Origin of the sequence: Corallincola luteus (assembly GCF_004336975.1) — a bacterium.
Taxonomy (GTDB): domain Bacteria; phylum Pseudomonadota; class Gammaproteobacteria; order Enterobacterales; family Neiellaceae; genus Corallincola; species Corallincola holothuriorum.
Genome location: NZ_SJXE01000005.1, coordinates 1 through 13,079 on the forward strand (window position 1 = coordinate 1; position 13,079 = coordinate 13,079).

General features: G+C 47.8%; 10 protein-coding genes and 1 tRNA gene. 7 read left to right on the forward strand and 4 right to left on the reverse strand.

The annotated features are described in order from the left end of the window. Positions 1-317: 317 nt before the first annotated feature. Positions 318-851 carry a hypoxanthine phosphoribosyltransferase gene (hpt, locus tag EZV61_RS11090; RefSeq protein ID WP_130567179.1) on the forward strand — a complete coding sequence of 178 codons (534 nt, stop codon included), beginning with the start codon at positions 318-320 and terminating at the stop codon, positions 849-851. A 212-nt stretch (positions 852-1,063) separates the two neighbouring features. Further along, positions 1,064-1,140 (forward strand) — tRNA-Trp (locus EZV61_RS11095). A gap of 57 nt (positions 1,141-1,197) precedes the next feature. Here the strand turns inward: EZV61_RS11095 and EZV61_RS11100 are convergent. Next, entirely contained in the window at positions 1,198-1,947 is a 750-nt protein-coding gene (locus EZV61_RS11100) for a fibro-slime domain-containing protein (protein WP_131415643.1), read from the reverse strand. Positions 1,948-2,162: 215 nt separating this feature from the next. Beyond that, the gene (locus EZV61_RS11105) at positions 2,163-2,567 is read right to left on the reverse strand and encodes a (deoxy)nucleoside triphosphate pyrophosphohydrolase (RefSeq protein WP_131415645.1); all 405 of its coding nucleotides are present in this window, start codon (positions 2,565-2,567) and stop codon (positions 2,163-2,165) included. 221 nt (positions 2,568-2,788) lie between these two features. Here EZV61_RS11105 and EZV61_RS11110 point away from each other — a divergent pair, with 221 nt between their 5' ends. From EZV61_RS11110 to prfC, 4 genes are all read left to right on the forward strand, one after another. Then, positions 2,789-3,031, forward strand: a complete 243-nt coding sequence (locus tag EZV61_RS11110; protein WP_114340035.1) for a hypothetical protein — start codon at positions 2,789-2,791, stop codon at positions 3,029-3,031. A 164-nt stretch (positions 3,032-3,195) separates the two neighbouring features. Beyond that, entirely contained in the window at positions 3,196-3,624 is a 429-nt protein-coding gene (locus EZV61_RS11115) for a DNA polymerase III subunit psi (protein WP_114340036.1), read from the forward strand. A 5-nt stretch (positions 3,625-3,629) separates the two neighbouring features. Continuing rightward, positions 3,630-4,088 carry a ribosomal protein S18-alanine N-acetyltransferase gene (rimI, locus tag EZV61_RS11120; RefSeq protein WP_114340037.1) on the forward strand — a complete coding sequence of 153 codons (459 nt, stop codon included), beginning with the start codon at positions 3,630-3,632 and terminating at the stop codon, positions 4,086-4,088. A 135-nt stretch (positions 4,089-4,223) separates the two neighbouring features. Next, positions 4,224-5,816 (forward strand): peptide chain release factor 3, encoded by a 1,593-nt coding sequence (prfC, locus tag EZV61_RS11125; protein WP_114340038.1) that lies wholly within the window; start codon positions 4,224-4,226, stop codon positions 5,814-5,816. 55 nt (positions 5,817-5,871) lie between these two features. Here prfC and EZV61_RS11130 read toward each other — a convergent pair whose 3' ends face one another. Beyond that, positions 5,872-6,966 carry an alkene reductase gene (locus EZV61_RS11130; RefSeq protein ID WP_131415647.1) on the reverse strand — a complete coding sequence of 365 codons (1,095 nt, stop codon included), beginning with the start codon at positions 6,964-6,966 and terminating at the stop codon, positions 5,872-5,874. Between the two features lie 426 nt (positions 6,967-7,392). Between EZV61_RS11130 and EZV61_RS11135 the strand changes: the two genes are divergently transcribed. Beyond that, positions 7,393-11,904: an EAL domain-containing protein gene (locus tag EZV61_RS11135; protein ID WP_131415649.1), complete on the forward strand. Its 4,512-nt coding sequence runs from the start codon at positions 7,393-7,395 to the stop codon at positions 11,902-11,904. Here the strand turns inward: EZV61_RS11135 and EZV61_RS11140 are convergent. After that, complete coding sequence (locus tag EZV61_RS11140) at positions 11,901-13,049, reverse strand: HIT family protein (RefSeq protein WP_131415651.1); 1,149 nt, start codon at positions 13,047-13,049, stop codon at positions 11,901-11,903. The two genes, EZV61_RS11135 and EZV61_RS11140, sit on opposite strands and share 4 nt — an antisense overlap. Between the last annotated feature and the right edge of the window lie 30 nt (positions 13,050-13,079).

Consider the following 13,079-nt stretch of genomic DNA (forward strand, 5'->3'; position numbering starts at 1 on the left):
GTCACCGCCAGACACCTAATACAGTGAAGAGGCTACCCGATAGGGTAGCCTTTTTGCGTTTAAGGCCGTTGAAAACAGTAAAGCCCTTCGCCCAAGCGAGGGGCTTTTTTGTTGGAGCAGCCTTTAGTGTTGTCATCAAGCTGAAGGGCGATAGTGGCTAAGCGATCCCTAGCTAATTAACCGCTCTTTGCTTGCAATAGAAAAAGCTCGGAGACGTAGCGCTTCTTTGTCGTTAATTTCTATCTGCATTGTCTTAATTAACGGATTTTTATAAACGGCGCTAAACTATTCATAGTTATCAATAAGAAGGCATTGAAATGAAGCATCGGGTAGACACGCTTTACAGTCAGGAAATTTTGGCGGAGACGGTGGCGCGTTTAGGTAATGAGATTAGCCTTGGTTACCAAGGTACAGATCAATTGCTCATGATAGGTCTGTTGAAAGGCTCTGTGATTTTTCTTTCCGATCTGTGCCGACAGGTGAATAGCAGTGTTGAGTTGGACTTTATGGTGGTCAGTAGTTACGGACACCGTATGCAGTCGTCTGGTGACGTACGGATACTCAAAGACATAGAAGTGGACATCAAGGGGCGCGAGGTGCTCATTGTCGAAGATATTATCGACAGTGGTTTTACTTTGAGCAAGGTACGGGAAATGCTGCTTTTAAGAGAGCCGAAATCATTACGGATATGTACCTTACTCAATAAAGTCAGCCGCCGTGAAGTGGATGTGCCTGTGGACTATGTGGGCTTTGAGATCCCGGACGCATTTGTTGTCGGCTATGGCATCGACTGGGCAGAAAAATACCGTAACTTACCCTATATCGGTAAAGTAACTATAGAAGAGTCGTAGCGATGTTATCAATTCGGCGTAGAGCTGATTAGTGCGGGAGATTAGTAGGCTTCGTTGCGACAAGAGAGCGCTAATCATAGTGGGGTTGAGATATAACGCACACTTTGGCGCCTGACTCAGTTGATATTGGTTAAAGCGTATTCGATCAGATAAAAACCGTTTGTTTTGCTCTTTACCTTTGGTCTCTCTTCGGTATAATCGCGCCCTGCTTTAGGAGTGTAGTTCCAATTGGTAGAACAGCGGTCTCCAAAACCGATGGTTGGGGGTTCGAGTCCCTCCACTCCTGCCATACAAAAAGAAAGCCCGCATTTATTGCGGGCTTTCTGCTTTTTAGCTTTTGACTAACCTAGTGAGATTGTCTGCGCAACAGACGGACGGCGCAAACTGCAAGACCAAACATCAGTAATACCTGAGGCGTAGGAACTTCACTCTTAACTCTGAAAGAGGTTGCGATATTGAAGTTTGAAGCCACTGTATGGCGCTCAGCAAAAAAGATATCCAAATCATATTCAGTGTCTTCCGCCAAGCCCATGGCCATCAAATCAGCCCCTGTGAGCGTATCGCTGACGGCGGCATGGACGCCACCAAGATCCATCACTAACTTCCCATCGATATATACCCAAAGATCATCGTCACCTAGAAATGCAAATACATCGGTTTCTTTGAAAGTGGTTATCCCTTCTAAATGCATAGTGAAGTGGTAGTTATGATTGCGTCCTTCATTCCCGGCAAGTTCGTTATCAATAGGGAAAAATGCCGAGTCGGTGTAGCTAAATATGCCGGAATCAGGCGCTGTTTCTGTGAGATCTAAATCGAATGCCTTAGTTCCGTTTGTATCCATCCACCAAGCGTCAAAAGAGGCGGCAGAAGTGATATCGCCATCACCATCATTAGCCACAAACTCCGGTAAGCCATCAGCAGCCAGCGTACTTGATACCAACCCTGTGACTAGTCCTGAACAACATGGATCTTCAAAGTCTGCTTCCGCTGCGACTTTGTCATAGATTGTCCCGCTTAGGGTGAGGACACCTGCATTTGCTGATACGACTGAACAAACACTAAAAGCGATGACGGTGATTAGTTGTAAGCACTTCATATCAATCTCCAACACGATTACGTTTTCAGTTCTTATGGTTAAAAAAGCAGCAATATTCACACCAGAGATAGTAACAATATGATTTATCGAACCTTGTTCGCAGATTCAATCCTTATTGTCATTGGCTATTGTAAATATCAATGACGATGCTGGATCTGGATACTTCACTTAACATCGAAAGTAAGGGGGCGTAGTTTGATAAGGCGATAGTGTCTCTAATATTGTTTTGCTCTTTCTTTTAATGCTTCGATGATGCCATTGTCAGCCGCAGATAATTGATATCGCTGAATATTATTTAAGTTTACCCATTCTATTGCGGTATGTTCGTGCGGATGAGGCGCCTCTGCTCCGGCTTTGCATAGGTAGCTGGATAGCTCGATGCTTATGTCTGGATAGTGGTGAAGCTGATTTGTGAGCTTGGCTATTATGCTTATTCGTATTCCTAGTTCCTCACTGATCTCCCTTTTCAGTGCTGTTTGTGCTTCTTCCCCAGCTTCAATCTTGCCTCCTGGAAACTCCCAGTAGCCACCACGTGTCTTATGTTGTGGGCGTTTAGCAATAAGCCACTCGCCATTTTCATTTTCTATTACCGCAGCAACGACACTGATCACTCGTTTCACCTCTCACTTTTCTTTCTTGATCTAAATCAATTTGTGATTTGTGTATCAGCTAAGTAATTTCACGCGCTGTAAAAATTGCTGACACCGGTTTGCTTTGCTACAACATAGATATGTGAACTGCTGGCGGGCAGTCACCCTAGGAGTAGCTTACCCCCAACGGTAGCAGTAATGGAGTACAACCGACGTATTACTACTAAAACAGTGTTGGTTGAGGATTATGTATGAAATTAGAAAGCTTGGGTAAGTTGAGTCTGATGATATTAGGTTTGGTAGCCTTATATGGTGCATCTGAGGCGCTAATGTTGCAGACGTCTAGTATGTATGGTTCGTCAACTCATCAGTCTGGCAGTATGGTGGTTGCCTTTATTTCTGTACTTTCTGCTGGATTTTGCTTCTTTCTGGCCAAAATGAGCGGTGAAGCGAGGCAAGGCGATCGTGGTTATTTAAAAACATTTTTATCCTGAGAATATTTTCACCTGTACATTCCCTTTTTAACGGCGCTATGCGCCGTTTTTTCATCTAATACGAGTTAACTTTTGATGGCTGAAGCGTCGCAGCTTAAACAGGTTCAATGGTACACTTGGGTAACATTGAACCTGTTTTGTTGTTTGCCGTATAGGCTTTAACCATGTCTCTTAGCACGCTGCAGCAGCAAGTATTAGCTGCGATGAATGTCCCAACCTTTGAAGTCGACAATGTCGAGACGCTTGCTGATGACGCAGCTCTATTTGTTGTCTACGGTGAGTCCCCCGAAGATGCTAAAAACTCGCTTCTTACCCAAAGAGTTTTGGCTATTTTAGGTATCGACAATGCTGAATTTCATAGCTTGAGCTCGGGCAATACAGTAGATCCCCAAAACGCACCGGCAGTCGCTATTGATGGGCTAACGGGATGGCGTATGCAGGGGGGAGATGTTACATGGCGCGGTACTGAGTTGATCACGCCTCCTTTGTTGGATCTTCAACAATCAGCCGCAGCAAAACGGGCTTTATGGCAATGCTTAATGTCTCGATGTGATGGCTTTATTCACAATAACAACCATGTTGAGGCTGGGTGAGTAGAATGAGTCAAATTGCTATTGAGCTGCGAGAGTTAGTTGCTGCAGATATTGCTGCGGTGATGCATATCGAGCAGCGAAGCCACTCACATCCTGCGGCAGAGAGTAATATTCTTCCTAGTCTTACGGGAGCTGATATAAGCATCGCTGCGGTCAATGATGGCCAGGTCATCGGCTTCTATATTGCTAGTCAGGTGCTCGATGAGGTGACCTTGACTGATATAGCCGTATTGCCTGAATTTCAAGGTCAGGGGATTGGTCGTCGGTTGTTGGTAGATATGCTGACGCGGGCAGAGGCAGCAGGAGGCAAACATCTGTTTCTCGAAGTTCGTGCCTCGAATATGGCTGCTCAGGCGTTATATCGATCTGAAGGGTTCAACGAGCTAGGTGTCCGCCATGGCTATTACCCCGGGGCTGACGGTCGGGAAGATGCTGTTATTATGGGTACCAGTTTGGCGTTGTAGTGGTAATAAACTCGCTCGCCCGACGAATCCGCGTTCAAATTGAACGCAAATCCTTTATAATCCTCCGCCAATCAATCCATCTGTAATCTGTATCTCTCTATGACAATGTCGATAGAGGGTTGGGGTCTATGTTTCATGTCCAATGAAGGTCTGCTAAGCGAAGTTAATAAGCGCCGTACTTTCGCTATCATCTCTCACCCGGATGCCGGTAAAACTACCATCACCGAAAAAGTGTTGTTATTCGGAGAAGCGATCAAAAGTGCTGGTACCGTAAAAGGGCGCGGAGGTACAGGTCAGCACGCCAAATCAGACTGGATGGAGATGGAGAAAGAGCGTGGTATCTCTGTGACCACCTCGGTGATGCAGTTTCCTTATCAAGATGCACTGGTTAATCTGCTTGATACCCCAGGTCACGAAGACTTCTCAGAGGATACCTACCGTACGCTCACCGCTGTTGATAGTTGTTTGATGGTGATCGACTCTGCGAAAGGTGTAGAGGCGCGAACTATTAAGTTGATGGAAGTCACCCGCCTGCGTGATACGCCGATTGTGACCTTCATGAACAAGCTTGACCGTGATATCCGCGATCCCATCGAATTGATGGATGAAGTCGAAGATGTGCTTAATATCGCTTGTGCGCCAATCACTTGGCCTATCGGCTCGGGTAAGCTGTTTAAAGGCGTTTACCATATTTTGCGCGACGAAGTGATCCTCTATCAAAGTGGTCAGGGTCATATGATCCAGGAAGTGCGCACAGTTAAAGGTTTGGATAACCCAGAGCTTGAAAGTGTGATTGGTGAAGACTTCGCTGAACAGCTGCGTGAAGAGATGGAGTTGGTACAGGGCGCTTCGAATGAGTTTGATATGGAGATGTTCCTGGCCGGTGAATTGACTCCTGTCTACTTTGGTACGGCGTTGGGTAACTTTGGTGTCGATCATATCCTTGATGGCTTAGTCGAGTGGGCACCTAAACCACAGCCCCGTGAATCGGCAGAGCGCCAGGTTGAGCCCGCCGAAGAAAAATTCAGTGGGTTCGTGTTTAAGATCCAGGCCAATATGGATCCAAAGCACCGTGACCGAATTGCGTTTATGCGTATCTGTTCCGGTAAATATCAGAAAGGGATGAAGATGCGTCACGTGCGCATTGGTAAAGATATCTCGGTCTCTGATGCCGTCACCTTCATGGCTGGTGATCGTAGTCATGCTGATGAGGCCTTTCCAGGCGATATTATTGGCTTGCATAACCACGGTACGATCCAGATCGGTGACACCTTTAGTCAGGGAGAAAACCTGCGTTTTACCGGCATCCCTAACTTTGCTCCGGAGCTGTTTCGTCGCATTCAACTGAAAGATCCGTTGAAGATGAAGCATCTGCAGAAGGGGTTGCTGCAGTTAGCGGAAGAGGGCGCGGTACAGGTATTCCGTCCACTACGTAACAATGATCTGATTGTGGGTGCCGTAGGTATCTTGCAGTTTGACGTGGTGGTTGCACGTTTGAAAAGCGAATATAAAGTGGAAGCGATCTATGAACCGATTAACGTTGCCACTGCGCGTTGGGTAGCTTGTGATGACCAGCGCAAGTTGGATGAGTTCAGTAAGAAAGCCCACGATAACCTGGCATTGGATGGCGGTGATAATCTTACCTATATCGCACCGACCATGGTTAATCTGAGTCTCGCACAAGAGCGTTTCCCTGAGGTGAAGTTTATGACCACACGCGAGCATTAAGCTGCGTTGGTTAGTAAACGTAAAGAGCGAGTCTATTGACTCGCTCTTTTTGGTTTCAGGTTGAAGTTACAGTGGCATAGTCGGTGTAGCCCGCAGCACCACCGCCATAAAAGGTACTATGGGCATCATCGCCAACAGGGGTCAGTGGAAGTTGGTTCCGCGCTCGATATACAAAATCAGGATTGGTGATAAACGGCTGCCCGAAAGCCACTAGATCCGCGAATCCTTGTGCCAATATCTGTTGGGCTGATGACACTGTGTACTTGCCCGCCACCATAATCGGATGGGGGTAGACCTCTCGTACCTGTTGCCGGAAGCTATCCGGTACCTGAGTGTAGTTTGAAATGTTCTCTGAGAAATGGACATAGGCTAACTGTAAATGAGCGAGTTTGGCCAGTGCCCTAATCGTCAGTTCGATTATTTCAGGATCTGGTTGCGCTGCTCCCTCTGTCACAAAGGGGGATAGACGTATCGCCACTTTGTTTGCACCAATTGCATTGGCGACGCCCTCGGTGACTTCAAGCATAAAACGCATACGATTGTCCTGACTTCCGCCGTAATTGTCTGTGCGTTGATTACTGCTGATGCGGAGAAATTGGTCGATCAAGTAGCCGTGAGCGCCATGTAACTCAACGCCATCAAAACCCGCTGCCATCGCATTTTTTGCCCCCTGCACAAAATCGGCAATCGTGGCTTTGATCTCTTGCTGAGAGAGCGCTCTGGGCTGATCGGTTTCTATCATGCCAAAGCCACCTTCGGGGAGTGGACCAAATACTTGGTCAGGCTCTTTGATTGCCGAGGCTGAAACAGGCGTTTCACCAGCGATGGTGTGATGGGAGCGGCGACCTACATGCCAAAGTTGGACAAAGATTTTGCCACCGGCTTGATGGACAGCAGAGGTAACCTTCTTCCAGCCGGTGATCTGTTCTTCTGTATAAATGCCTGGTGTCATGGCGTAACCGCGTGCGACCGCTGAAATAGGTGCGCCTTCGGTGATAATTAACCCCGCAGAGGCGCGCTGGCCATAATAGGTAGCCATCAGATCGTTAGGAATATCACCCGGTTGATCGGTGCGCGAACGGGTCATAGGTGCCATCGCGATACGGTTGTTTAGATGAAGGCTAGCAAACTGATGTGGTGTGAATAGCATGATTCTCTCCGTTATATCTGCCGATGTTAGCGATCGTTAACGTACTTGGCTTGGATACTGAGCCAGGATATTACTGCGCGATATTCATTTGATATATACGTAGTAATCGAAAACATTTTTGTTAATAACGAAATAATAGGGGTTGCACTTTGACTGATCCATGCGTTTCATGTCAGCTTTTTTAACAGTGCTTGCGCGCTTTATATTGTTGTTTTAACTAGTTTGCTGTAAATTTCACCAGGATTTTCGGACGGATCCGCAGTCTTCTATACGCTACTTCATGATGAAGTGGCTGTTTACCTTTGAAGATACTTTCTGCATTTAGTGTGCGGACTTATAAGTGGTTTGGTGACGTCTGTTTTGAAGATAAATTCTTTGTATAGCCGATTTTTCTGCCGTTGCGCCCGCAGCATTCTATGCACCTGCGTGTGTCTACTCGCTATTGTTTCTCACTCCCTTACTGCCAAGCCTGTGGTCAGTGACCCTCGTTTCTCTCAGCTAACTATTACTGATGGCCTGTCGCAAAGCTCAGTTAACGCCGTGTTAATTGATCGCAATGGTTTTCTCTGGATAGGCACTCACTGGGGGCTGAACCGTTACGATGGTTACAAGGTGTCGCCACTCAATCGTCAGCACAACATCCTCAACAAGGCTTCTATCTATGCATTGTTTGAGGATGATGCGGGGCTCATCTGGATCAGTACCGGTTGGGAAGGGATCTATAGCATCGACCCAGCAACCAGTGAAATGAAACAACGTATTGCGATTAAGTCCCGTAGTTTTGATGAGCCGCTGCAGTCATCGGAATTTATTACTCAAGGCCCAGATGGCAAGATCTGGGTGGTGCTTGATGAAAGCATTGTTAGTTATGACAAAGAAACTGAACAGATCACTACCGTATTCGCCTTGTCCGATGCAGAGGTTGCTGTGCAGCAGCACGTTCGGACGATGGCTTTCTGGCAGGGAGAAATACTGGTCGGTACGTCAACAGGCCTGTACCTGCTTGATCGTCTCACTCAGAAACTGACTTTGTTGACTCATCTGCGGCCTGATTCTCGAACGCTTGATGCTGATAATACCAAGGCACTTTATGTTGCTGAGGATGATAGCTTATACATAGGTACCGTTGATGGTTTATTTCGACTTAGCGCTCAACAGGTGGCGGCGTTAATTAAGTCTCCCGAAACAGAACTTTATTCCACCCCCCTTATTGATGGGCGCAACATCTGGAAGATTGTCGTTAGCGGCGAGACGATCTACTTGCCAACAGATGAGGGCGTGTTCCGTTTTATTCCTTCGACACAGACAGCAGAGCAGATATTTCTGCCAAGTGACGCGCCTTATGGTATCTCCAGCGATCAACTTTATGATCTAACTGTCGATGATGAGGGCAATTTGTGGCTTGGTTCGGATGCTGCGGGTGCCCTCTACTGGCAGACCGCCAATGATCTTTTTAGCAACCGCCACAGCTTAAACAGTGAGTTAAGCCATGATGCTGTTTGGTCACTCTATCTACAGGATGAAACAACCTTGTGGCTTGGCAGTGATAATGGCTTAAACCGTTATCGCTTGGATACCGATGAGATAACCGCTTATCTGGTGGATGAAGATCATAAATCGGTAGAATCGTCAGGCTCTATCTATCAAATTCTCAGTGCTGGAGATATCCAACTCTGGTTGTATACGCCGCAAGGTCTTTATCTGTTTGATATGGAAACTGGCCAAGCTGAGCCTTTAACTGATTTAGTACCCGAATCCAGGGCGATATTCGCGATGGACACATGGGGCTATTACCAGGCCCCTGACGACACGATTTGGTTCGTTGGAGAAGAAGCTTTTTATCGTTTTGATCCATTGGCCAATAGCATTGTAGAGCATCAACTATTCGATGTCGGTGAGCTTAAACCTGAACTTGTATGGGGTTTCTTAGGGCAACTGCCTGGTGACGATAACGGCGTATTGGTTAGCGCGACCCATAGTCTTTGGCGACTAGATATCGAAACGGGCGAAACGAGGAAATTGCACAGTATTAGTCGTGCACGGGCTCAGCGATATGTTTATCCGGAAAGTTGGGTTGTTGATCGCAATAATACACTGTGGGTGACCTATCCCGGTGCCGGTTTGGTGGGGCTTGATAGCATCAGCTTTGAGGAGAAATTCCTATATGATCAAACAAATCGCTTACCTGCCAACGAAGTGTATGGCTTGCAGCTGGATGGCCGGGGCGACCTTTGGCTAAGTTCGCTGAAAGGGATCCTAAAGATCAATGTTGATAACCATCACCTGCGCCACTACTCCTACAACCATGGCCTAGCTACCGAAGAGTTTAATGAATTTTCTGCCGTGCAGCTCGCTGATGGTCGTATTGCTTACGGCAGTTATAAGGGCGTGACTTTGTTTGAGCCTAATCAGCTCACTTCGCATGCGCGAGTTCATCCACCCCGTATCGCTATATCCAATATCGAACTACTGTCTCGCGATCTGTCTATGCCGTTAACCAATCTCAATGGTGCCCGTATCGACTTGGCGCATAATGATGTCGGCTTAAGTATCGAGTTTTCGGGTCTGACTTTTTCTGAACAGAATAATCTGCGTTTTCAGTACGAGTTGACCGGCGGCAAAGATATCTCCTATCCATTGACCCGAGATAATCGGGCGACCTTTGCCACGCTTAATCCTGGTCAGTATCAGTTTCGGGTATGGGCTTACTCTGCTGACTCCGGAGAGCGCGGTGAGATGGCGACGATTGATATTGTTGTCGCCTACCCGCCATGGGCATCGCCGGGGGCCTACTTCGGTTACGCAGTTTTGCTTATTACACTACTGCTATTGGTATGGCGCAGGCATCGCTTGCATCAATCTCAGATCGCTCAGGCTCATGAGGCGACCAAGCAAAGTGAACAGCGTATGCAGCTGGCACTGACCGGCAGCGATAGCGGTATTTGGGAATGGGATGAGCAACAGAACTGTTTTGTTCAGAATCGTTTTGAAGCCCTACTGGGGTATCAGGTACCAGTGGCGCTTACGCTTGATGAACTTCTCCACTTCATTCATCCCTCAGATCAGCAGCGTTTTAAGGCGGCTTGGCAAATATTTGTTTATGGCGATAACACTACGTTTGATGTCAGCTATCGACTGCGTCATCAGCAAGGGCATTATCTCTATTTCCGTGATTTAGGGAGCCTGGTTACACGGGATCAAACGTCACGGATTATTGGTACCTACACGGATGTGACAGATATCTATTCGACGAAAGAGCGCGCCAGTCTGTTTGGCCGCATTTTTGAGCACTCCCACGAGTGGGTGATGGTGTTGAATAAGCACTTTCGGGTAATTGATGCAAACCCCGCACTAAGGGCGATTATCGGTTCCCGCAGTGAAGAGGATTTCCCCGAAAAACTAGCCGAGCTGTTAGCGTTGAATCCTGATGGAAAAAGGCTGATTTTGGCGCAGATCCGCAAGTTAAGCTTTGGTGAACAGTGGAATGGAGAGTTAGCTTTTGTCGCCCCGTCTGGGCAGCGTTATGAAGTGGAAGTGGATCTCTACTCCGTTGCCAGTGGTGATTCGTTATCGCCAGAGCACTACGCCATTACCCTCAGTGATATCACTGAGCAAAAGAGAGTGCAGGCGCAGCTTAAAAAGATGGCCAGCTTTGATGGCTTGACCGGCTTGCCTAACCGTATGTTATTTCTGGATCGTTTGAGTCATGCGATTGACCAGGCGGAAAGGGCTGCAACATCATTGGCAGTGATGTTTATTGATTTGGACAAGTTTAAGCAGATCAATGACAGCTTGGGCCATGATGCTGGTGATGCATTGCTTTGCCATGTCGCAACACAGGTCACCCAGTGTCTACGAAAAGAGGACACGGTCGCGCGTTTATCCGGTGATGAGTTTGTGGTGATGCTGGAGAACATTGACGCTAATGAAGCGAGCCGCGTGGCTAACACCTTAAATCAGGTGATCCAGCAGCCATTGCAGTTGGGGGCAGAGGCGATCAGTGTTGGTTCCAGCATAGGTATTGCTATGTACCCTATGGATGGCCGTCGTGGTGATGAGCTGATAAAGCACGCTGATATTGCTATGTACCATGCCAAGAATGCCCGCGCGTTCTCCGTACAGTTTTACCAGACAGAGATGAATCATCAGGTCAGGGAGCGCTTATCTCTGGCTAATGGATTAAAAGATGCAGTGAAGGACAAGGCGTTTAGTTGCTGCTATCAACCTATCATCGACTTTTCGAGCGGTAAGGTGATCGCCTTAGAGCTCTTGATGCGTTGGCAGCGTGACGGCGTTGCTGTGTCGCCAATGACCTTTATCCCGATCGCGGAAGAGATGGGACTGATTGGTGAAATGACATGGCAGGCACTTCACCTCGGGCTGACAGATCTCCGCCACTGGTATCAACTGGGTTATCAACCTCGCTTGTCATTGAACCTGTCGGCGCGTCATTTTGACGTCGAGGGGCTGACACAAGAGCTTGTTAGCTTGATGGCTGACTATGCGCTGCCTTGCAGTGCGCTCTCTTTGGAGATCACCGAAGGTGCTTTAATGAGTGATCATGTGCGTGCACAGGCGATGATGAATCGACTGAATGAAGCAGGCTTTACTCTGGCGCTTGATGATTTTGGAACGGGCTACTCTTCACTTAAGTATCTACAGGCATTCCCCATCGATATTCTAAAAATTGATCGTAGTTTCGTTAGCGAGATAGGCGTATCAGACAGTGCCGAGGGGATTATCAATGCCACCTTAAAGTTGGCAGAGATCCTCAATATGCAGTGCATTGCGGAAGGGATAGAGACGCGAGAGCAAGCATTGTTCTTCGCCGAGCGGGGTTGTGATTGGCTACAGGGTTACTATTTTTCCCGCCCGGTCATTGCCGAAAATGTTCCCGCTTTGTTGGCTAGCAGCTTGCCATCAGCACTGGATAGCTAGCTGTCTGTTGGCCGTTGGCTATGCCCGTTAAGGTTCTGTCGAAGGCGTTCGGCACACACGGTTGGCAGCGCTTGGCAAACCCAAGTACCTTGCATCTCAAGTCCGCCGTGCGCATCAGCCCGTGGCATAAACTCAACGTATAAACCACAACCAGGCCCGGTATGTACCAGATAGTTGAACGCTTCTGGCTTGCCGTCTTTTACCAGCTCAGCACGCATCGCTAGAATGGCATCCCGCATAGCTTCTGTGAGGTCAGCGAGTGTTTTTTCCGGTAGATGGTATAGATGACTGTGGTCTGACTGCTTCACTACGGCCAACATGGTGTAAGGGCGGGGCATAAAGTAGGGCACCATCAACACCACATCACCATAGTCTTTTACCATCAGATCTTCAGCATTTTCTCTGAGCATATAATCTGAAAAATTCTCAAAGTGGCGGGCATAAAAACGCCAATCGTTAAAGCTGCTCCTGCACATCACGTTGGCAAAGAGGATCTGCTGGTGGCCGTGGGTCAGTGATGCGCCCGCTTTAACACCAAAATTCTTAAAAATACTGAGATAACCTCTGGTTTCACCATTACTGCCAGCCGATTTCGGCATCGCCACCGCTTCGGTGAGTAACTTACGTTCCATGATAGCCAGTTGCTCCATGGTGAGCACGAGATCCTCTAATGGCATATTGTGCCAATCTTTATCATGCTCGGTGCTGGTCCACTGCAGGAAATGACCACCAAAGGCGTTGCCACCACGGACGATGGCATGGCTACCAACCTCGTCTGGCTCTACCTTCATTAAGCCATGGGCATGCACCACCGGGTAAAGGTTCTCAGTGATAAAACTGGCGCCATCCGACAATGGCTGTACATGACAGACACTGGTGAGGTTCCCCGCACAGATAGGACAGTTGTCGCCAGTCGTGATTTCTGCGGGCTTGTCTGCAGTGGAGTGCGGGCGATTCGCTCTGGATGCGCTAAAAATAGTGATTTCGCCATCGCGGGGATCTATTTGGTAATGGGATTCGGGCAGGTTGTGCGAGCTGTCGGTGCCATTCACCAATGCTTCAACAAGTTCACTGATGGGGGCTGACATGGGGTCATCGCTGAGTAAATGTTTTTGAAGTTCCTGCAACGAAAGCTTATTTGTCATGTTGCCGTCATCCTTACTAAAGGCGAGTCG